The sequence below is a fragment of the Robertmurraya beringensis genome (assembly GCF_042433785.1).
Classification (GTDB): Bacteria; Bacillota; Bacilli; order Bacillales; family Cytobacillaceae; genus Robertmurraya_A; species Robertmurraya_A beringensis.
The window spans coordinates 36,566-56,628 of the sequence record NZ_JBHLUU010000113.1 but is presented as its reverse complement, the minus strand read 5'-3'; the positions used below and the strand labels follow the sequence as shown (position 1 = coordinate 56,628).

Here is a 20,063-nt window from a genome sequence, read left to right as displayed (position 1 = left end):
GGATCAAGACAGTATAAGAATGAAATATCGAAAGGTCTTATTTGATAATCAAAGTGTTTAATCTTATTTGGTGAAAACTGTTCAAACTTATTTGTGAAAAACTGTTGATTTCTACTTGACGGTTACATGCTGTCTTTCCATCTTCATGAAGCTCGTCGATCCACACTGAAGCACCGTTATACTCCACGTGAATATCCGCTGATGATGATAAAATTTGCTTTACTCTTCTAGAATCCATTATTATCGCCTCCTTATCTAATTCATTTACTACTTTCCCCAAACAGATAGTAAATCATGTGAATGTTTTTAAGTGAATCTTTTCATACTCTCATAGGAAAAAGGTGAATTTTGTCGAATTTTTGATAGTTTTTGATAATTTAAGAAAGATTTTGATAGAAAGTGATTGATTTTCAAGAGGGGATATAGTACTCTTGACTCAAGAAATAAAAAAAGAAAGCGTTTTAATGAGGTGATGCATTGTTAACACCAGAGCGCCATCGATTGATTTTGCAGCAATTAAAGGAAAAAGGTGTTGTGAAAATACAAGACCTTGTAGATTTAACTAATTCATCAGAGTCAACGATAAGAAGGGACTTAACCCAACTAGAAGATGATAAGTTCTTAAAAAGGATACATGGTGGTGCGGCTCGATTGCAGGGAAAGCTTCAAGAACCGAGCATGGTTGAAAAAGCCACCAAAAACCTTCAACCAAAGAAGAGAATTGCTAAGTATGCCTCTAGCTTAGTTGAAGAAGGAGATTGTATTTTTCTTGATGCAGGATCAACAGTAATGGAAATGATTCCATATTTACCTAAAAACATTGTGGTAGTGACAAACGGACTTATGCATATAAAGCCTTTACTAGATAGTGACATCCCTATGTATCTAATCGGTGGTTATGCAAAGCCTAAGACGAATGCCATTATTGGTCGAGGAGCGCTAACGAGTTTAGAGCTATACCGTTTTGACAAATGTTTTATGGGAGTGAATGGAATCCACACTCAATTTGGGTACACCACACCTGATCAAGAAGAAGCAATGATTAAACAATCAGCTATTTCTCTTTCAAGAGAAGCATTTGTGTTAAGTGATGAATCGAAGTTTTCAGAAATAGCATTTGCAAAAATTGCTGATTTACATGAAGCGTCCATCATTACGGATGAACTAAATAGTGAATTCCAAGATCAATACATGAGCAAAACGACAATAAAGGTTGTGAAAGAATGATTTACACCGTTACACTTAATCCTTCCCTCGATTACATTGTGGAGGTAGAACATTTAACACTTGGCGATCTGAATCGAACAAAAAATGAATCTAAATTTCCTGGTGGTAAAGGAATAAATGTTTCAAGACTTCTAAAAAGAATGGGTGTTCCAAGTAAAGCCTTAGGATTTGTTGGTGGTTTTACAGGACTTTACATTAAGAATTATTTGCAAATGGAAAACATTGAAACAAAATTTGTTGAGGTTCATGAAGATACGAGAATTAATGTAAAGTTAAAATCCAATAGTGAAACAGAAGTTAACGCAAAAGGACCAACCATCACTGAAGCGGATTTTAAAAAGCTTCAGGATCAGATATCTCAATTAACTTCAGAAGATACTTTAGTATTAGCAGGGAGCATTCCATCAAGTATGGAGTCAGGTACGTATGAGAAATTAGTGTCTATCTGCGATCTAAACCAAACAAAGTTTGTTGTAGATGCAGAAGGTGATTTATTAAAGAAAGTTCTACCATTTAAACCTTTTCTTATTAAGCCAAATCACCACGAACTTGGAGAATTGTTTAATACAAGTTTTTCAACTGCAGAAGAAGTTATTCCTTATGCTCGTAAGCTTGTAGAAATGGGAGCAGAAAATGTGATTGTTTCCTTGGCAGGAGAAGGAGCCGTGTTAGTCAATCGAGAGGTAGCTCTCATTTCAAATGTACCAAAAGGTGAAGTGAAAAGTTCGGTCGGAGCAGGAGATTCAATGGTGGCCGGCTTCCTAGCCAAATACGAAGAAACGAAAGAGATTGAGGAAGCGTTTCGTTACAGTGTTGCATCTGGAAGTGCAACTGCATTTTCAATTGGATTGGCAACGAAAGAAATGATAGAAACACTATATACAAGCGTTAACATTACAAAGTTATAAGGAGAAAAAGAGATGAAAATAACTGAAATTTTAACGAAAGAAACCATTCATCTAAACCTTTCAGGCTCAACAAAGCCTGAAGTGATTGATCAGCTCGTTGACGTATTAGAACGCGCTGGAAAGCTTGCTGATGCTAAAGAATTTAAGGCAGGCATACTAAAACGCGAAGAGCAAAGTACTACCGGAATTGGCGAAGGAATTGCCATACCACATGCAAAAACGAAGGCAGTGAAAACCGCTTCAATCGCATTTGGTAAGTCGGTTAATGGGGTTGATTACGATTCACTGGATGGTCAACCAGCCCATTTATTCTTTATGATTGCAGCTCCTGAGGGGGCGAATAATACTCATTTGGAAGCGCTCGCAAGACTTTCTTCTATCTTAATGAAAAATGAAGTAAGAGAAGCATTATTAAACGCAAATACAGAAAGAGATGTTTTGAACATTATCGATCAGTACGACCAGGAAGAGGAAGGGGACGAGGAAACGATGTCTGGGGAAAAGAAATTTATCGTTGCTGTTACTGCTTGTCCAACTGGAATTGCTCATACGTATATGGCTGCTGATTCTCTAAAAGCTAAGGCCGCTGAACTAGGTGTAGATATTAAAGTTGAAACAAGAGGTTCTGGAGGAGCAAAGAACGTCTTAACACCTGCTGAAATTGAAAAAGCAGTTGCTGTCATTGTGGCTGCTGATACAAATGTGGAAACCGATCGCTTTAGTGGTAAGCATGTTATTGAAACAAAAGTAGCAGATGGCATTCGTAAACCGAAGGAACTAATTGAAAGAGCCCTAAAACAAGATGCCCCAATTTTTAAAGGTAGTGGGAATGCATCGTCTACTTCTTCAGATCAAAAAGGTCAAGGTGTTGGTGCTACCATCTACAAACACTTAATGAGTGGTGTATCTAATATGCTTCCATTCGTTGTAGGTGGAGGGATATTAATCGCAATCTCTTTTATGTTCGGTTACAACGCTTTTAATCCAGAAGATCCTTCGTATCACCCTATTGCAGAAGCATTAATGACAATCGGTGGTGGTAGTGGTGCATTTGGTTTTATCGTTCCTATTTTAGCAGCGTTTATTGCCATGAGTATCGCTGACCGTCCTGGCTTTGCAGCTGGTGCAGTTGGAGGATTATTAGCTAATAGTGGTGGTGCAGGGTTCCTAGGTGGAATTATTGCAGGTTTCTTAGCAGGTTATATTGTTGTTGGTTTGAAAAAGGTGCTAACTAGTTTACCATCATCACTTGAAGGTATTAAAACGATTCTTTTATATCCTTTACTAGGTATTGCTATTACAGGTTTTGCAATGATCTATATTGTAAATGGTCCAGTTGGAGCGCTTAATACAGGAATTACTAATTGGTTATCAGGTTTAGGTACAGGAAATGCCGTATTACTGGGATTAGTACTTGGTTTAATGATGGCATTTGATATGGGTGGACCGATTAACAAAGCTGCGTACGTATTTGGAACTGGGTTGTTAGCAAATGGAGTTTATGAGCCAATGGCTGCAGTAATGGCAGCAGGTATGGTTCCTCCGCTGGGAATTGCGATTGCTACTACTTTCTTTGGTAAAAAGTTCACAAAGCAAGATAGAGAAGCAGGAAAAGTTAACTATATTATGGGATTATCTTTTATTACAGAAGGAGCTATTCCTTTTGCGGCGGCTGATCCGCTTCGTGTCATTCCTTCACTGATGGCTGGTTCAGCGGTTGCTGGTGCATTAACAATGATGTTTGGAATTGGATTACGCGCACCACACGGTGGATTATTCGTAGTTCCATTAGTTGAGGGTGGATGGTTTATGTATTTAATCGCTATCGTTGCTGGAGCGATTGTATCAGGAGTTATACTAGGTCTAGTAAAGAAACCTGTTCAAGAATAAAACAACGTCAAGGTCAGTGGATATCACTTGAAAAATTTAAAAGTAAAGTCGTACTGCTAGCAGTACGACTTTTTTTAAGCACTTTTTTCCTCGGGTTTTATACCAAATAAGATTACAAGTAAACCAACAGCACTTATGCCAGCTAGTATATAAAATAGGGAGGCTTGGAGATGTTTTTGTAGAATCGCCATGATAGGTGGACCCGCTGCTACACCAATAAACCTCATCGAGCTGTAGATGGAGGAAATGGTGCCTCTCTCCTCCATCTCGATTCCTTCAGTTATGAACGCATCTAAACAAGGAAGTCCCACGCCTATTCCAATGCCACCAATGGTAAACATAGATATCATAAACCATAAATGATCTGAAAAGCTTAGAGTTGCTGTACTAATCGATAGTAAAACGATTCCAACAAACGTAATCCATTTCATCAAAACTTTATTTTCCTTAATCATTTTACCTGTTATATATGAAGCAAGGCATAGTGCTCCGAGTGGAATTGTTAAAAACAATCCTTTCTTCACATCTTTAATGTTATACTGTTTCTCCAATATATCTGAGAGGTAAAATAGTATTCCAAATAAAACAAACATGAGAATAACTCCAACAATAAATACAGTGTAGAGCCAAAGGCCATCTTTAATAAAGATTTTCTTTACGTTTTGGAAAAACTTCTTAAATGGAATTGGTTCTGTTCTCTTCTTAGGATTTTGAACGAGAAAGAGAGTTAAAATGATAGATATGATACAAAACGCAGGGATAGCCCAGAATGGTAGATGCCAGAAATAACTTGCTAAAAAAGCACCAAGAATTGGACTTAATACTTTTCCCAAAGTGTTTGATGTCTCAATCACTCCAAGAGAGCTGCTAACGTCTTCTTCGCTTTTAAACATATCTCCGATCAAGGGCATAACTATTGGGAAGGCACCTGCTGCACCAACACCTTGTAAAGCCCTTCCGATTAAAATAATCCAGTAAGGATCAGCGATTTTCCAAGAAGCCCATCCAGAAATAAGACCTCCAATTCCTGCAATGAATAGACTTGGGACTATCACTTTTTTTCTCCCAATATGGTCAGAAAGATAACCGGCAATTGGGATCAATAAGATCGCAACAATTGAATAAACCGTAATAATCATACTTGTTTGGAAGGGAGAAATATTAATTTTCTTTTCCATAACGGGAAGTACCGGTATTAGCATCGAGTTACCAAGTGTCATCACAAGAGGAATAGATGATAAGGAAAGCACCGCCCACCTTTGATTATGGTGTTTACCATCACCTTTCTTTTTGTTTTCCTTATATTTTTTCCCGTTTCTAGATTTGTAAGAATTCGACATTTCGACCCGCCTTCATTCATTTTTTATAAGAAAGGGACCTATTCACCAAATTAGTGATTACTCGCATACCTATAATATGGACCTAAGCATCCAAACTCATGAGTCTTTTTAATATTACATAAAAATGGATTTTCCAAACATTGTAGGCTAAAATATGTATCATCATGTGAAGGTATGGGGTGACAAGATGGGAGAGATAATTGCGCTAAGTGTTGGTAAGCCGAAATCATTTTTGTGGAAAGGGAAAAACGAAAGCTCAGGAATTGGAAAAGGAAAGGTATCTATAGCCGAGTTAACAAAGAATGGATTTGTTGGTGATGGTGTAGCGAATTTAGAACACCATGGGGGGCCAGAGCGAGCGGTATGTGTCTACTCTTTTGAACATTATAAGCAATGGGAAAAGGAGTTTAATGTAAAGCTTTCCCTACCAGCTTTAGGAGAAAACCTTTGTGTATCAGGTATGCTTGAAAAGGATGTTTACATAGGTGATGTATATTCGCTAGGTAATGCAGTTGTTCAAGTTACACAAGGTCGTGTTCCTTGCTCTACCATTTCAAAATTTAATGATATAGACGTATTTTTAAAAAGAATTGTTGAGACCAACTATACTGGTTATTTCTTTAAAGTACTGCAGGAAGGAACGGTACAGGCTGACGGGAAGCTCGAATTGATAGAAAGAACCCAAGATAAAGTATCTATCCTATACGCCAATCAGATCTTCCTTCATGATAAGAAAAATAAAGCCGGTTTAAAAGACTTATTAGAAGTAAATGAATTGGCATATGTGTGGAGACAAAAAATAGAAAAACTGTTAGTGAAAAATATTTAATTTAACTTTTAAAAAATTTCTGTTATTAACATTGACTTTTATATATATATCTTATATGATAATAAACAATTAAAGACTACGGCATTGATGAAGAGTAGTACCTTTTACAGAAACTATAGAGAGCTGATGGTTGGTGCAAATCAGTGTGGAAGTATTAGGGAATGGACTTCGGAGCCTCCAAACCGAACCGTTTAAAGTAGTAGGCCTTGGCGAAAGTCTCATCGTTACAAGAGACAGATATTTGTTGCTTCATGGAAAGCAAAGATATCTGTAAAGTGAGCTAATACATTTAGCTAATAAAGGTGGCACCACGGGTTTCTCGTCCTTTTTCAGGAGAGAAGCCCTTTTTGTATTTCATAAAAGAAAATCGTCGATTAAGAGTAGTAAGCCGAGTTTGTTTGACACAGAGAGTCGGGATTGCTGAGAACCGATCAAACCCTTGGCTGAATGGACTTATGAGAGTGGTCTTGAACTTGCAGTAGGGACCAACGGAATTCCACCGTTATAAGGAATTAAAGGGAGCATGTATGCTCTGAACCTGAGGTGGCACCACGATGATCATCGTCCTCTATACGTAGTTTTCTACGTATAGAGGACTTTTTTTATTTATAAGGAGGGAAAAACATGAACGCCAATGTTCAAAACATTATTATTGAAGAAATTCTTGGTGATACGTTAACACCCATTTCTATATTTCAACGACTTAAAGGTGTAAAGAAATGTTTATTAGAAAGCTCGTTAAAGCACGAGCACTCAGGGAGATATTCCTTCATTGCAGCTAATCCTGCTGTGGAACTAAAGGGCAGCGGAAATAACACGATACTTATTAAAAAACAAAGCAGTGAAACCCTCTTAGCTAACCCGCTTGAGCTGCTGAAAAAGATTGTACCTAATATTGAGAATGATTTCATGAAAGAAATTCCTTTTATCGGAGGAGCTGCAGGTTTTGTAAGCTATGACATTGTTCGTTATTACGAGGAAATCGGTGAAATACCGAGAGACGAAATGATTGTCCCAGAAGTTCATTTTCTGTTATTCGAAACCATCGTTGTTTTTGACCATTTAACTCAAAAGGTGTTCATTGTTGGAATTCCGATCAATGATCAATCGTCTTTGGAGGATATAAAAGGTTTGGTAGAAGAAACAAAGAATCAGATTTTGAACGAGAGAGAAGATGCGCCATCACCAGTTTCTATTTCTTCCTATGAAGCGTCAATCTCAAAAGAAGAGTTTATTGAAAGAGTGAAAAAGGCAAAGGAGTACATTGTAGAAGGTGATATATTCCAAGTCGTCCTTTCCCAAAGGATGAAAGCAACTATTCAGGGTGATCCATTTTCTTTTTATCGTAAACTTAGAGTTCAAAATCCTTCGCCTTATATGTATTATTTCGATTTTGAAGAGTATGTAGTCGTAGGGGCATCACCGGAAAGCTTGATGAAAGCAGTCGGGGAAACCGTCTACACGAACCCCATTGCAGGAACGAGGCCAAGAGGGAACACTCAGGAGGAAGATGAGCAACTGAGTGTGGAATTGATTCAAGATGAAAAAGAGCTAGCTGAGCATCGAATGCTCGTTGACCTTGGACGAAATGATCTAGGTAGGGTTTGTGAATTTGGTAGTGTACAGATCAGCAAGTACATGGATATCGAGAAATACAAGCATGTCATGCATATTGTGTCAGAAGTAAAAGGAACGTTGAAGAGTAGTTATCATCCAATCGATGCATTGATTGCATGCCTACCGGCTGGTACCGTTTCTGGAGCACCAAAAATTCGAGCGATGGAAATCATAAATGAACTTGAGGATGTCAAGAGGGGCATTTACTCAGGGGCAGTCGGTTATTACTCTGCTAACGGAAATATCGACTTTGCTCTTGCCATTCGAACTATGGTGGTTAAGGATTCCAAAGCATATATTCAAGCTGGTGCAGGAATAGTGTATGATTCAATTCCAGAAAAAGAATACGAAGAAACGATCCACAAAATGAAAGCTTTCTTGGAGGTTGAAAAATGATTTTACTAATTGATAATTATGATTCCTTTACCTTCAATCTATATCAATATTTAGGCGAACTGGGAGAACAAATAGTCGTAAAAAGAAATGATAGTCTCACAGTTGAAGACATTATTGAGCTATCTCCAAAAGCTATTGTGATTTCTCCAGGTCCAGGACGCCCAGAACAAGCTGGAATATGTATTGAAGTTATTCAACAGCTACACAGAAAGATACCTATCCTGGGAATATGTCTAGGACATCAGGCAATTGGTCATGCCTTTGGTGCGACGGTATCAAAAGCGAAAAAAATCATGCACGGTAAAATTTCTAAGGTTTCTCATGAGAAGACAGAGCTGTTTAAAGAATTTGAAGCACCTTTGGAAGTAATGAGATATCATTCACTTGTTATTGAAAAAGGGACATTGCCAAATTCGTTACAAGTACTTGCTACGTCCATTGATGATGGCGAGATTATGGCAATCAAACATAAAGAAGCACCTTTATACGGGTTTCAATTTCATCCCGAATCAGTAGGGACAGAAAGCGGGAAAAAACTAATTCAAGCATTTCTAACAGCAATTGGAGAGGAGCTTCTAAATGAGAGAGTATCTACAAAAACTGTCTGAAAACAAGTCATTATCACAAGTAGAGATGAAAGATGCAGTAAGAAAACTTTTTTCCGAAGAAGTGACTGATAGTGAAATTGCTGCATTTCTCATCGGGTTGAAGACAAAAGGTGAGACGGTAGAGGAAATTGTTGGATTGGTTCAGGCAGTTCGTGAAAAATCACTCACCTTTAGTAAAAAAGTAGCGAATGTAATGGATAATTGTGGTACTGGTGGAGATGGTTCGAAAAGCTTCAATGTAAGCACTACCTCTGCATTTGTTATTGCTGGCGCTGGTATTCCAGTTGCAAAGCATGGAAACAGAAGTATTTCTAGTAAAACAGGAAGTGCTGATGTTCTAGAGTATTTAGGAATTAATTTAACCTTAAGCCCTGAAGAAGCTGAAGAATGTTTGGATGAAGTTGGGATTAGCTTTTTATTTGCTCCACATGTACATCCGAAAATAAAAAACATTATGAAAGTGAGAAGAGAGTTAAAAATTCCTACGATATTTAACTTAATTGGACCTTTAACAAATCCAATGGAACTTGACTATCAATTATTAGGAATATATAGAAGAGATTTGCTTCCGACCTTTGGGGAGGTGCTTCATAACTTAGGAAGAAAAAGGGCCGTTGTAATCAATGGTGCAGGATTTATGGATGAAGCATCGTTACAAGGGGAAAATCATTTAATCATTGTTGATAACGGTTCGATTTCAGAACAAATACTTACCCCTGAAAATGTTGGGCTTTCTTCATACCCTAACGAAGCAATTATCGGTGGCGATGCTATGAGAAATGGAGAAATCTTATTATCTGTTTTGAATGGAGAAAAAGGAGCCTGCCGTGATACCGTGTTGTTCAATGCTGGGATAGGGATTTATGCAGGTGGAAAAGCGGATTCGATTGTAGAGGGGATTGCTAAAGCAAAAGAAAGTATTGATAGCGGTTCGGCGAAACAGAAGCTTGAAAGTCTAATTACTATAGGGGAAAAATTCAAAAAGGAAGGAGTCGTGTAAGTATGGAGACGATTCTTGACAGGATTATTGCTGAGAAACAGAAGGAAGTACTTATATTAAAAGACCTCCCGGTGTTAAAGGAAGTTGACAGGAAGCATGTGTCTTTTATTCAAAAGTTACAACAAGCGGAAGAAGTAAAGATTATTGCCGAGTTTAAAAGAGCCTCTCCTTCCAAAGGAGCCATTAATTTGGATTGTGATCCGTCTGAACAGACTCTACAGTATGTCCAGGCAGGTGCTGATGCGGTAAGTGTATTGACAGATCGTACTTTTTTCAAAGGAGATTTCCGAGACTTGGAAGAAGTGAGAAAGGCGATCACAGCACCTATTCTTTGCAAAGATTTTATTATTGATCCTATTCAAATTGATTACGCAAAGCATGCGGGCGCAAATCTTATTTTGTTAATAGCTGCTGCGTTAGATCTAGAGACTCTGCATTCGCTATATCATTACGCCACTAGTAAAGGTCTTGAGGTACTTATGGAGGTACACAATGAGGCAGAATTAGAAAAAGTGTTAACTACTGATAATGTCTTAATTGGTGTAAATAATCGGAACTTAAAAACATTTGAAGTTGATTTAGCGACAACAGAAAGATTAGCTTCTAAAATTGTTGAGTCCAATAGATACTTAATAAGTGAAAGTGGTATTGCTACTACAGAGGATGTCAGAAGAGTGGTAGCGGCTGGTGCGTCAGGTATTTTAGTAGGTGAAACGTTTATGAGGCACGAAAAGCCGGAAGAAGCATTACGGGCAATGAAGCTTCCGTTAAGAAGGGTGGCTTCAAATTGAAAGTGAAAATATGTGGAATTACTGATATCCATGCAGCAAAGGTTGCCGTGGAAGCTGGAGCAGATGCAATTGGTTTTGTTTTTGCAGAAAGCAAACGAAAGATAACGGTTGAACAGGCAAAAATCATTATTGACACCATCCCAGCTCATGTCTTAAAAGTCGGTGTGTTTGTAAATGAAGATATAAATACCATCCAAGATATAGTTGAAAAGACAGGATTAACAATGGTTCAACTTCATGGTGATGAAAATCCTGATATTTGTAATAATTTTTCAGTACCAGTCATCAAGGCATTAGGTGTATCATCAAAGAAGGATTGTGAGAAAATTCAGGAATATCCATGTGAATATATTCTTTTAGATAGTCCTAAAGGAAAATATCGAGGTGGAAACGGGGAGACGTTTCCATGGGAGATCGTTGACCCAATAGCTATCAAGGGGAAAAAGCTTATTGTAGCAGGTGGACTAAATATCGATAATGTCTCCTTAGCTATTCAGTCACTACAGCCATATATGGTTGATGTTAGTAGTGGAGTAGAGACGAATGGAAAAAAGGACGATGAGAAAATCATTCATTTTCTTAAGAAAGCGAAAATGGGAACAGGGGAGATTTGTAAATGACGACATATGTAATGCCGGATGAAAAGGGCCATTTTGGTATATACGGGGGCCGATTTGTACCAGAAACATTAATGCAAGCAGTTTTAGAGCTAGGCAAGGCCTATGAGGAAGCCAAAAATGATGAAAGCTTCCAACAGGATCTAGCTTACTTATTAAAAGAGTATGTAGGAAGAGAAACACCTTTATATTTTGCTGAAAATTTATCAAAGCATGCAAAAGGTGCAAAAATCTATTTAAAGAGAGAGGATTTAAACCATACAGGCGCACATAAAATTAATAATACAGTCGGTCAAGCGCTGTTAGCGGTAAGAATGGGAAAAAAGAAGATTGTTGCTGAAACCGGTGCAGGGCAGCATGGGGTGGCTACAGCAACGGTTTGTGCACTATTAAATCTGGAATGCGTTATATTTATGGGAGAGGAAGATATTAAAAGACAGCAACTGAATGTGTTTCGAATGGAGTTGCTAGGTGCAAAGGTTGTATCTGTTACTTCTGGAAGCAGAACGCTAAAAGATGCATGTAACGAAGCACTGCGCTATTGGGTTTCAAATGTGACAGATACTCACTACATTTTAGGATCAGTGATGGGACCACATCCTTTTCCAATGATGGTAAGAGATTTTCAAAGTGTGATAGGGAAGGAAACCAAACAACAGTATAATGAAAAATTTGGTAAAAACCCTGAAGCAATTGTCGCTTGTATTGGCGGTGGGAGCAACTCGATGGGAATGTTTTATCCTTTTATTGAGGATAGTGAAGTAAAGCTAATAGGTGTAGAAGCTGCTGGCCATGGGATTAATACGGAGCAGCATGCAGCTTCGTTAACAAAAGGAAAGCCAGGAGTATTACATGGTGCTCTTATGTATTTGTTACAAGATCATGCTGGCCAAATCCAAGAAGCACATTCCATTTCTGCTGGTTTAGATTATCCTGGAGTAGGCCCAGAACATAGTTACTTAAAAGATATTGGAAGAGTACAGTATGAAAGTATTACGGATGAGGAAGCGTTAGAAGCATTAAAATTGTTGTGTAGACTTGAAGGAATTATTCCTGCTCTTGAAAGTGCACATGCAGTAGCATATGCCTTAAAACATGCACAAACAATGACTAAAAATGAGTCAATTGTGGTCTGTCTCTCAGGTCGAGGAGATAAAGATGTACAAACTATTCAAGCAAATATGAAGGAGGCATTGTAATAATGAATCGCATTGAAAAGGCGTTCCATAGCCTAAAAGAGAACAATAGGAAGGCATTTGTGCCGTATCTGATGGCAGGGGACGGAGGATTAGATCAGTTAATGGATCAGTTGATCTTTTTAGAGAATTGCGGAGCAACGGCAATAGAAATTGGCATCCCCTTTTCAGATCCGGTAGCAGATGGACCAGCTATTCAAGAAGCAGGGATACGTGCATTACAATCGGGTACAACCTTAAAGGAAGTATTGTCAGCGATTCAAACGATTCGTCCAATTGTTTCTACTCCACTTATTTTAATGACTTATATGAATCCGATTTATGCTTACGGAATCGGTTCGTTCATTCATGATGCGGTTAAAGCAGGTATAGACGGATGTATTATTCCTGACTTGCCTATTGAAGAGGAAGAATTAATTACTCCTCACTTACAAGACGCAAATATTGAGTTAATTCGTCTAGTTACCTTAACAAGCCCACTTGAAAGAATAGAAGAAATCGCGAAAAAAGGTCGAGGTTTCTTATATGCGGTCACAGTAACAGGCATAACAGGTGCTCGTACAGAATTCAATGATAGTGTTTCCAAATACTTAAAGGATATAAAGAGCGTCAGTCCTATTCCAGTGCTTGCTGGATTTGGGATATCCACTCCTGAACAGGTGATAGAATTAGGTTCTTACTGTGATGGTGTCGTTGTTGGCAGTAAAATTGTCCAATACTTCCATGAAAAGAAATTGAATGAAATTGAACATTTAATTCAAGCATCCAAAACTGCAGACGTATCATAACAAATTGTAATCAATCTCCTAACATGAAAAGGATTAAACTATCACATTCTATTCATAGGAGGTGAATGCCTTGGATGCAAGTAGAAATAAGATAACGAAAGATATTTATGGATATCGTACAGCAATTGCAAATATAGCACTAGTGGGTGGATGTGGAGCTGAGGGGAACGATTGGATATTAATTGATGCGGGCGTTCCTTTCTCAGGGAGTTATATAAAGAATTTTACTGAACATGTAATAGGTGGAGGAAAGAAACCAATTGCTATTGTTTTAACACATGCTCATTTTGATCATGTTGGTGGACTTACTCCCTTGTTAAATGAATGGCAGGTCCCTGTGTATATTCATGAACAGGAACAAGAGTATGTAACTGGTAAAAAAGATTATCCACCACCACATCCGTTTATAGAAAAAGGGCTTATGGCATGGTTATCTCCTCTTTATCCAAGAAAAGCAATAAATATTCATTCATATATACGGTTGCTTCCAACAGATGGTTCCATTCCTGAAATGCCTGGTTGGAACTGGATTCATACACCTGGACACACTGAAGGGCATATTTCCTTGTTTCGTGAATATGACCGTGTTGTTATCGCTGGTGACGCACTCATTACGGTGAAGCAAGAGTCGGCATTAGCTGTTTTAACCCAAAAGAAAGAAATTCATGCTCCACCAGCATATTTTACTCAAGATTGGGATCGGTCTTTTGATTCGATAAAGAAAATACAGAACCTTAAGCCAAACTTCATTTATACTGGCCACGGAAAGCCAATGGAGGGGATGGAACTCAAAAAAGGTCTGGATTTACTAATACGACGTTTCGAAAGAGAAATGGTAGGGAATGAAAAATATGTGCATTAAAGGATTGCCTTAGTAATATTTACTAGGGCGTCTCTTGTTTCACAAGTATGTTGTAGGAGGTGGGGAAATTGTATGAGCAAACAAGATTTCAACAGGATGTAAAGTTTATGTTGTCAACGATACAGGAGAAAACAAAATCCATTCAAGACACGATTTCTGAAGAAGATTGTTGTATCCTTTCTGAGTTTGATCTTTTACTTAAGCTGGTTTCTGACGCTCAAAGTGTTGCATCCTCCTATTATTTAGAGTCATACTTATCACCATATACAACAGAATACAACCAAATTGCAAAGGCTGCATCCACACTTTCAGAAAAAAGACACGGAGCATTAATTGTTGTTGAAAGGAAGCAGCCATTAACTGAAATTCTACACAATGGTGTCATCATAGGTGCGAAATTCAGTCAAACGCTTCTTGAAACCATATTTTATCCTGGGAACCCTTTGCATGATGGGGCCGTTCTTATACAGAATGATTTTATTCACTCAGCGGGAAATATTTTACCTGTAAGTAATCAAACGTTTCAAAGTAAAAAGATCGGTACTAGGCATCGGGCCGCATTGGGATTATCTGAGGTGACTGATGCAATAATGATTGTAGTTTCAGAAGAAACGGGTCGCATTACATTTGCCATTAATGGGAATTTACATGTAGTAAAAACATAAGGTAGAAAAGTTTGGCATTTATTTCATTTCCTGTTATCATCAAATATATATCTAGTATTATGAGGAAGTGTAAAATGTCATTAACAAATAAAAAATGGTTTCAAGCAATGATCGCTATTATCTTCATACTAATTATTTCTTTATTGGTTAGGGAAAATGCTTTCTTATTTCAACCTCTCATCGTATTGCTACAGACGATATTTTTGCCATTTGTAGTTGCAGGAATATTTTTTTACCTATGTAGACCTCTAATATTTTGGTTGGTGAAGAAAAAGGTTCCAAAATGGATGGCGGTTCTTTCTGCGTATTTAGCAATTACACTAGTCTTTTATGGCTTCATACGGTTGATAGGACCAATAATATCTGATCAATTAGACCTTTTTATCAACAATGTCCCAAGCATGGTTACTTCGGTTGTTGATGGAATTAAATATATACAAGAAAATCGTGATACGTTTCCTGAATTTATTCAAGAGGCTATAATTGATGGTAGCAATCAGCTGGAGACACAAATTAAAAACAATACCGGTAATATTGCCAATGGAATTTTTTCTATCTTTGGCTTTATTGGAGGATTTATTAATACGATCTTCTACTTGGTGCTAGTTCCATTTATCCTGTTTTATATGTTAAAAGATAGCAACAATTTTGCACCAAGAGTGGCAAGCTTCTTCAAAAAGGATTTACAAAAAGATGTATTACAAATTCTAAAAGAAACAGATAGAACCATCTCTACATATATTCAAGGACAATTAATTGTTAGCTTATGTGTTGGGATCTTACTATATATTGGATATTTAATTATTGGACTTGATTATTCACTAGTATTAGCTCTATTTGCAATGTTAATGAATGTCATACCTTTTTTAGGCCCATTTTTAGCCGTAGTTCCTGCGCTTTTTGTTGCGTTATTTCAAGATCCCATCATGCTCGTCTATGTTGCCATCATAACGGTGATTGCTCAACAAGTTGAAGGGAATGTGATCTCGCCACAAGTAATGGGGAAAAGCTTGAATATTCATCCGTTAACGATCATCGTTCTGATTTTAACCGCAGGAAATTTAATGGGCTTATTAGGGATTATTTTTGTTATCCCGGTGTACTCAATAGTTAAAGTACTCGTTACACATATATTCAAAATTTATAGATTAAATAACAAAGACCTAGCTTCTTAAAGAGAAGCTAGGTCTTTTTGTTAGAAGCAAACCCGTTAAGCAAAGGTATTATTAGTTAATTAATAGTTGTTAAAAAAAGAAGCACCGACAATGATCAACAAGATAAACAATACAACAAGTAGAGCAAATCCGTTGTTAAAACCTCCGTTGTAGCTTTCGCCCATTCTTTTCACCTCCACTTAAAAAGTGAACAGCTTGTATTACTGTCTATCTATCCTATGTATAAAAGGCTATAGTGGTTGGACAAGTAAACTAGATCAAACGCCCTTTTTTACTTCGAATTTTTGAGTTTGTAACCTTTTTGTAATCATAGGAGTCCAATCCTATAAAGAATCGTTTTTCAGAAAGGTGGTTGCTATGAACAGAAAATGGGTTATTGGACTTCCTATTCTTGTTGCTTTGGTTATTGCTTCAATTGTCATGTACACAAAAGAAACGCGTCTTACAGCACAATATGGATCTGGAAATGAACTTGAGGGTGAAATGGTTAACGGTGCTCTACCTGTTATTAAAGATAAAGTACAGTTAAACCAATATTTTTATCAAATTATTAAAGAAGAAAAACAGAATCAAAAGTTTTTTACTTTTACGAAAGAAGATAAAGCTTCCGAGGAATCCTCCATGGATAATGCTGCTTCGGATTCAAGTTCAAAAGCAAGTGGTCAAGAGGTCTCGAGTACAAATGTTCAAGTTCAAGGAATTGATGAAGCTGATATTGTAAAAACGGATGGAGAATATATATTCCAAGTAGTAGATGGTAAAGTAAACATTATTTCTACTAAGATTGCTGAGAAAATGGAACATGTGGCGTCCATTCAATTTCAACAAACATTTTCACCTTCGCAATTGTTCTTGGATAAAGGCCGACTATTAATTATCGGTTATAGCTATAGTTATGAGGATTCTGCTGGTGGAAAGAAAATAGCGGCAGAAAGTTTGTATGCACCTATGAATGAAATGGCAAGGGCTCTTGTTTACGATGTAAAGGATCCATCAAAACCAACCTTAGAGAGAGAAATATCGCTAGAAGGGTATCTTTCGAGTGCTAGAAAGATAGGGAGTAAGGTTTATTTAGTTGCAAATCACTTTCCACAATATTGGTTACTGGAAGAGGGAGATGGAGTTGACTTACGTCCAAGAATCTCAGACTCTGTAAATAAAGGGGAAGCAACCTCTGTTTCATATGATGAAATTCAATATATTCCTGGATCAAAGGAAGCTAACTATACCACAATTGCGGCTTTTGACCTTGCTGAACCTTCCCAAGAAGCGAAAATTACTACTTATTTGGGGAGTGGAGGTCAGCTGTATATGTCTAAAGAGAACCTCTACTTAGCCCTTACAAACTGGAAATCAGAAGCAGAGCGTGAGGAAGCGTTCACACCAAATACGATGATATATAAATTTGGGATTAATCAGTTAGATGTTACTTTTCAAGGCAATGCAGAGGTGGTCGGTACTGTTCTGAATCAATTCTCAATGGATGAACATAATGGTTATTTCCGGATAGCAACAACCGAAGGAGATACATGGGATGAAAGCAAGCCTTCCAAAAACCACTTGATCGTATTTGATAAAGAATTAAAGCAGATTGGTGCACTAACTGATCTTGCAAAAGGAGAAAGAATCTATTCAGCGAGGTTTATGGGTGATCGCATATATATAGTTACCTTTAAAGAAACGGATCCTTTATTCGTCATTGATGCGTCAGAGCCAAGTTCTCCAACCATCCTTGGAGAACTTAAGATTCCAGGATTCAGTAATTATCTGCATCCCTACGACGAGAATCATATTATTGGTTTTGGTTATGATACTAAGCTAGTTACTATGGAGGGAGATAAGGAGCCCAGAGTTTTAACAGAGGGTGTAAAAATTTCCTTATTTGATATAACAGATGTCAGCAATCCAAAAGAAAAGTTTACAGAGATTATAGGGGGAAGAGGAACGTACTCACCTTTAAACTACGATCATAAAGCATTGCTATATAATGGGGAAAATGGTCTTTTTGCTTTTCCCATCAATGTGTATGAAAGTGTGAAAGGAAATGACTATGAGCAAAAATTTATTTTTCAAGGTGCTTATGTTTATAATGTAAGCCTTGATAAGGGTTTCTCCTTGAAGTCAAAAATCTCTCATATGGAGGGGAAAGAACTGTATGAAGAATGGGACAATGAAATTCAACGCTTGGTATATATAGATGAACAGCTTTATGCCTTATCTCATTCGAAAATAAGTTCATACAGTTTAGAAAACTATCAGTTCATTTCGGAATTAAAATTAAAGTAAAGCTGAAGGGAGCTATTTTGCTCTCTTTTTTTTCGTTGCTATGTGGATAGTCATATTCTATAATAATTCGTATCTAGAAATAATAGCCAAAAGATTTTGTATAAGGAGACGATCTATGATTCGCCGATTTTTTACTTATTATGGGCCGCATAAAAAACTGTTTACGATTGACTTTACTGCGGCTGTAATTGTTGCATTATTAGAGCTAGCTTTTCCTCTCGCGGTTCAATGGTTTATTGATTCCCTTTTGCCTAGTGGAAACTGGTCAATGATTCTTTCTGTTAGTTTAGGATTGTTAGCGTTTTATATTATCTCGACTTTTTTACAGTACATCGTCAATTATTTAGGTCATATGCTAGGAATCAATATTGAGACTGATATGAGACAGCAGCTTTTTACTCATGTTCAGAGACAGTCGTTTCGATTCTTCGATAATACTAAAACAGGTCATATCATGAGTAGAATTACAAACGATTTATTCGACCTTGGGGAACTGGCTCATCATGGGCCTGAGGATATCTTTATTGCATGTATGACATTTATTGGCGCGTTCTGGATCATGCTAACTATAAATGTCAAGCTGGCGCTGATCGCTGTGTTTATGGTACCTCTATTAATCTGGTTAATTACATTCTGTAATCTTCGTATGAATAAAGCATGGAGTAATATGTATAGTGATATTGCTGATGTTAACTCAAGGGTAGAGGATAGTGTTTCAGGAGCTAGGGTTGTACAATCATTTACTAATGAAGCTTTTGAAATTAATCGATTTAAATCAAATAATGAACGCTTTCGTTTGTCAAAACTATCTGCCTATAAAGTGATGTCTTTTAGTTTATCAGGCATTTATATGATGACTCGTTTCTTTGTCCTTATTGTGTTAGTTTATGGAGCGTGGTTGAGCTTTTCTGGGGAACTAACGTATGGAGAGCTTGTAGGTTTTATTTTGTATGTGAATGTTTTATTTAAGCCCATTGATAAAATCAGTGCCATTATGGAGCTTTATCCAAAAGGAATGGCAGGGTTCAAACGCTTTTTGGAATTGATTGACACAACTCCAGATGTTTTGGATCAAGATGAGGCAATTGAGATGGCCACATTAAAGGGGAATATTCGCTTTAAGGATGTTAATTTTCATTACGACAGTTCAAAATCCATTCTAGAAGGCATCAATTTGCAAATAAATCAAGGAGAAACGGTAGCATTCGTTGGTCCATCAGGAGCAGGGAAAACAACGATTTGCTCACTTATTCCTCGTTTTTATGATGTAACGAGTGGGGCTATCTCCATAGATGGCATTGATATTCGGTCTATGACGAAAAAGTCTCTTCGATCTAATATCGGTATTGTTCAACAAGACGTGTTTCTTTTCACAGGGACGATACGGGAAAATATTTCTTATGGAAAATTACATGCTAGTCAGGAAGAAATTGAGGATGCAGCGAGACGATCTCATCTTCAAGACTTTATTGCTTCTTTGCCAAATGGATACGAGACACAGATTGGGGAAAGAGGCTTGAAGCTTTCTGGAGGACAAAAACAGCGACTAGCGATTGCTAGAATGTTCTTAAAGAATCCTCCTATCTTAATTTTAGATGAAGCTACATCAGCACTTGATACGGAAACGGAAATGATCATTCAAACAGCCCTATATGAGCTTGCTAAAAATCGAACGACATTGATCATTGCCCACCGACTAGCAACGATCAGAAATGCTAATCGAATAGTCGTGGTTACTGAAGACGGAATTGCTGAGCAAGGCACTCATGATGAATTAATTGAAAAAGGTGGGATTTTTGCTAATCTCCATCAAGTACAATTTCAACAACAATAAAAACAGTGGCTTCTTTTTTGGAAGCCACTGTTTA

Annotated in this window: 19 protein-coding genes and 2 other annotated features; of the genes, 16 read left to right on the top strand and 3 right to left on the bottom strand. The window is 37.4% G+C overall.

The window, feature by feature from the left end; all coding sequences use genetic code 11:
- Positions 1-37: 37 nt before the first annotated feature.
- Complete coding sequence (locus ACFFHF_RS17010) at positions 38-238, bottom strand: small, acid-soluble spore protein, H family (protein ID WP_377058659.1); 201 nt, start codon at positions 236-238, stop codon at positions 38-40.
- A 239-nt stretch (positions 239-477) separates the two neighbouring features.
- Here ACFFHF_RS17010 and ACFFHF_RS17005 point away from each other — a divergent pair, with 239 nt between their 5' ends.
- From ACFFHF_RS17005 to ACFFHF_RS16995, 3 genes are read left to right on the top strand one after another with little or no spacing between them, the layout of a single operon-like run.
- Entirely contained in the window at positions 478-1,227 is a 750-nt protein-coding gene (locus ACFFHF_RS17005) for a DeoR/GlpR family DNA-binding transcription regulator (RefSeq protein WP_160549218.1), read from the top strand.
- Entirely contained in the window at positions 1,224-2,135 is a 912-nt protein-coding gene (gene pfkB, locus ACFFHF_RS17000; protein WP_377058658.1) for a 1-phosphofructokinase, read from the top strand. The genes ACFFHF_RS17005 and pfkB overlap by 4 nt, the downstream gene beginning before the upstream one ends.
- Before the next feature lie 12 nt (positions 2,136-2,147).
- Entirely contained in the window at positions 2,148-4,025 is a 1,878-nt protein-coding gene (locus tag ACFFHF_RS16995; protein WP_377058657.1) for a PTS fructose transporter subunit IIABC, read from the top strand.
- Positions 4,026-4,099: 74 nt separating this feature from the next.
- Here ACFFHF_RS16995 and bcbE read toward each other — a convergent pair whose 3' ends face one another.
- Positions 4,100-5,365, bottom strand: a complete 1,266-nt coding sequence (bcbE, locus tag ACFFHF_RS16990; RefSeq protein WP_377058656.1) for a bacillibactin exporter BcbE — start codon at positions 5,363-5,365, stop codon at positions 4,100-4,102.
- A gap of 187 nt (positions 5,366-5,552) precedes the next feature.
- Here bcbE and ACFFHF_RS16985 point away from each other — a divergent pair, with 187 nt between their 5' ends.
- From ACFFHF_RS16985 to ACFFHF_RS16935, 11 genes are all read left to right on the top strand, one after another.
- Positions 5,553-6,194, top strand: a complete 642-nt coding sequence (locus ACFFHF_RS16985) for an MOSC domain-containing protein (protein ID WP_160549222.1) — start codon at positions 5,553-5,555, stop codon at positions 6,192-6,194.
- Positions 6,195-6,269: 75 nt separating this feature from the next.
- Positions 6,270-6,524, top strand: a binding site (T-box leader).
- 31 nt (positions 6,525-6,555) lie between these two features.
- Positions 6,556-6,766 (top strand) — a binding site (T-box leader).
- 52 nt (positions 6,767-6,818) lie between these two features.
- Positions 6,819-8,207: an anthranilate synthase component I gene (gene trpE, locus ACFFHF_RS16980; RefSeq protein WP_160548615.1), complete on the top strand. Its 1,389-nt coding sequence runs from the start codon at positions 6,819-6,821 to the stop codon at positions 8,205-8,207.
- Positions 8,204-8,815 carry a glutamine amidotransferase-related protein gene (locus tag ACFFHF_RS16975; RefSeq protein WP_160548616.1) on the top strand — a complete coding sequence of 204 codons (612 nt, stop codon included), beginning with the start codon at positions 8,204-8,206 and terminating at the stop codon, positions 8,813-8,815. Before trpE ends, ACFFHF_RS16975 begins: the two co-directional genes overlap by 4 nt.
- A complete protein-coding gene (trpD, locus tag ACFFHF_RS16970; protein WP_160548617.1) occupies positions 8,787-9,815 on the top strand; it encodes an anthranilate phosphoribosyltransferase in 1,029 nt (342 codons plus the stop codon). The genes ACFFHF_RS16975 and trpD overlap by 29 nt, the downstream gene beginning before the upstream one ends.
- Positions 9,816-9,817: 2 nt before the next feature.
- Positions 9,818-10,606: an indole-3-glycerol phosphate synthase TrpC gene (trpC, locus tag ACFFHF_RS16965; RefSeq protein ID WP_160548618.1), complete on the top strand. Its 789-nt coding sequence runs from the start codon at positions 9,818-9,820 to the stop codon at positions 10,604-10,606.
- Complete coding sequence (locus ACFFHF_RS16960; protein ID WP_160548619.1) at positions 10,603-11,226, top strand: phosphoribosylanthranilate isomerase; 624 nt, start codon at positions 10,603-10,605, stop codon at positions 11,224-11,226. Before trpC ends, ACFFHF_RS16960 begins: the two co-directional genes overlap by 4 nt.
- Entirely contained in the window at positions 11,223-12,422 is a 1,200-nt protein-coding gene (trpB, locus tag ACFFHF_RS16955) for a tryptophan synthase subunit beta (RefSeq protein WP_160548620.1), read from the top strand. Before ACFFHF_RS16960 ends, trpB begins: the two co-directional genes overlap by 4 nt.
- Positions 12,423-12,424: 2 nt before the next feature.
- A complete protein-coding gene (trpA, locus tag ACFFHF_RS16950) occupies positions 12,425-13,207 on the top strand; it encodes a tryptophan synthase subunit alpha (protein ID WP_160548621.1) in 783 nt (260 codons plus the stop codon).
- A gap of 70 nt (positions 13,208-13,277) precedes the next feature.
- Complete coding sequence (locus ACFFHF_RS16945) at positions 13,278-14,069, top strand: MBL fold metallo-hydrolase (protein ID WP_377058655.1); 792 nt, start codon at positions 13,278-13,280, stop codon at positions 14,067-14,069.
- A 68-nt stretch (positions 14,070-14,137) separates the two neighbouring features.
- Positions 14,138-14,734 carry a sporulation-specific diadenylate cyclase CdaS gene (cdaS, locus tag ACFFHF_RS16940; RefSeq protein ID WP_377058654.1) on the top strand — a complete coding sequence of 199 codons (597 nt, stop codon included), beginning with the start codon at positions 14,138-14,140 and terminating at the stop codon, positions 14,732-14,734.
- Between the two features lie 74 nt (positions 14,735-14,808).
- Positions 14,809-15,909, top strand: coding sequence for an AI-2E family transporter (locus tag ACFFHF_RS16935; RefSeq protein ID WP_160548623.1), 1,101 nt, complete (start codon positions 14,809-14,811; stop codon positions 15,907-15,909).
- A gap of 59 nt (positions 15,910-15,968) precedes the next feature.
- Here ACFFHF_RS16935 and ACFFHF_RS16930 read toward each other — a convergent pair whose 3' ends face one another.
- Positions 15,969-16,073: a YjcZ family sporulation protein gene (locus ACFFHF_RS16930; RefSeq protein WP_160548624.1), complete on the bottom strand. Its 105-nt coding sequence runs from the start codon at positions 16,071-16,073 to the stop codon at positions 15,969-15,971.
- Positions 16,074-16,266: 193 nt separating this feature from the next.
- On the opposite strand from ACFFHF_RS16930, the gene ACFFHF_RS16925 reads away from it, so the two are divergent.
- Both ACFFHF_RS16925 and ACFFHF_RS16920 read left to right on the top strand, forming a co-directional pair.
- Positions 16,267-18,195, top strand: a complete 1,929-nt coding sequence (locus ACFFHF_RS16925) for a beta-propeller domain-containing protein (RefSeq protein WP_160548625.1) — start codon at positions 16,267-16,269, stop codon at positions 18,193-18,195.
- Between the two features lie 115 nt (positions 18,196-18,310).
- The gene (locus ACFFHF_RS16920) at positions 18,311-20,029 is read left to right on the top strand and encodes an ABC transporter ATP-binding protein (RefSeq protein WP_160548626.1); all 1,719 of its coding nucleotides are present in this window, start codon (positions 18,311-18,313) and stop codon (positions 20,027-20,029) included.
- The last annotated feature ends 34 nt before the right edge of the window (positions 20,030-20,063 follow it).

Excerpts from the sequence above, each read along its gene's own strand:
- ACFFHF_RS16920 (WP_160548626.1), top strand. The coding sequence starts at position 18,311 with ATGATTCGCCGATTTTTTACTTATTATGGGCCGCATAAAAAACTGTTT.
- ACFFHF_RS17010 (WP_377058659.1), bottom strand. The coding sequence starts at position 238 with ATGGATTCTAGAAGAGTAAAGCAAATTTTATCATCATCAGCGGATATT.
- trpD (WP_160548617.1), top strand. The coding sequence starts at position 8,787 with ATGAGAGAGTATCTACAAAAACTGTCTGAAAACAAGTCATTATCACAA.
- ACFFHF_RS16975 (WP_160548616.1), top strand. The coding sequence starts at position 8,204 with ATGATTTTACTAATTGATAATTATGATTCCTTTACCTTCAATCTATAT.
- trpB (WP_160548620.1), top strand. The coding sequence starts at position 11,223 with ATGACGACATATGTAATGCCGGATGAAAAGGGCCATTTTGGTATATAC.
- ACFFHF_RS16930 (WP_160548624.1), bottom strand. The coding sequence starts at position 16,073 with ATGGGCGAAAGCTACAACGGAGGTTTTAACAACGGATTTGCTCTACTT.
- bcbE (WP_377058656.1), bottom strand. The coding sequence starts at position 5,365 with ATGTCGAATTCTTACAAATCTAGAAACGGGAAAAAATATAAGGAAAAC.
- trpE (WP_160548615.1), top strand. The coding sequence starts at position 6,819 with ATGAACGCCAATGTTCAAAACATTATTATTGAAGAAATTCTTGGTGAT.
- trpC (WP_160548618.1), top strand. The coding sequence starts at position 9,818 with ATGGAGACGATTCTTGACAGGATTATTGCTGAGAAACAGAAGGAAGTA.
- ACFFHF_RS16935 (WP_160548623.1), top strand. The coding sequence starts at position 14,809 with ATGTCATTAACAAATAAAAAATGGTTTCAAGCAATGATCGCTATTATC.
- ACFFHF_RS16995 (WP_377058657.1), top strand. The coding sequence starts at position 2,148 with ATGAAAATAACTGAAATTTTAACGAAAGAAACCATTCATCTAAACCTT.
- pfkB (WP_377058658.1), top strand. The coding sequence starts at position 1,224 with ATGATTTACACCGTTACACTTAATCCTTCCCTCGATTACATTGTGGAG.
- ACFFHF_RS16985 (WP_160549222.1), top strand. The coding sequence starts at position 5,553 with ATGGGAGAGATAATTGCGCTAAGTGTTGGTAAGCCGAAATCATTTTTG.
- trpA (WP_160548621.1), top strand. The coding sequence starts at position 12,425 with ATGAATCGCATTGAAAAGGCGTTCCATAGCCTAAAAGAGAACAATAGG.
- ACFFHF_RS16925 (WP_160548625.1), top strand. The coding sequence starts at position 16,267 with ATGAACAGAAAATGGGTTATTGGACTTCCTATTCTTGTTGCTTTGGTT.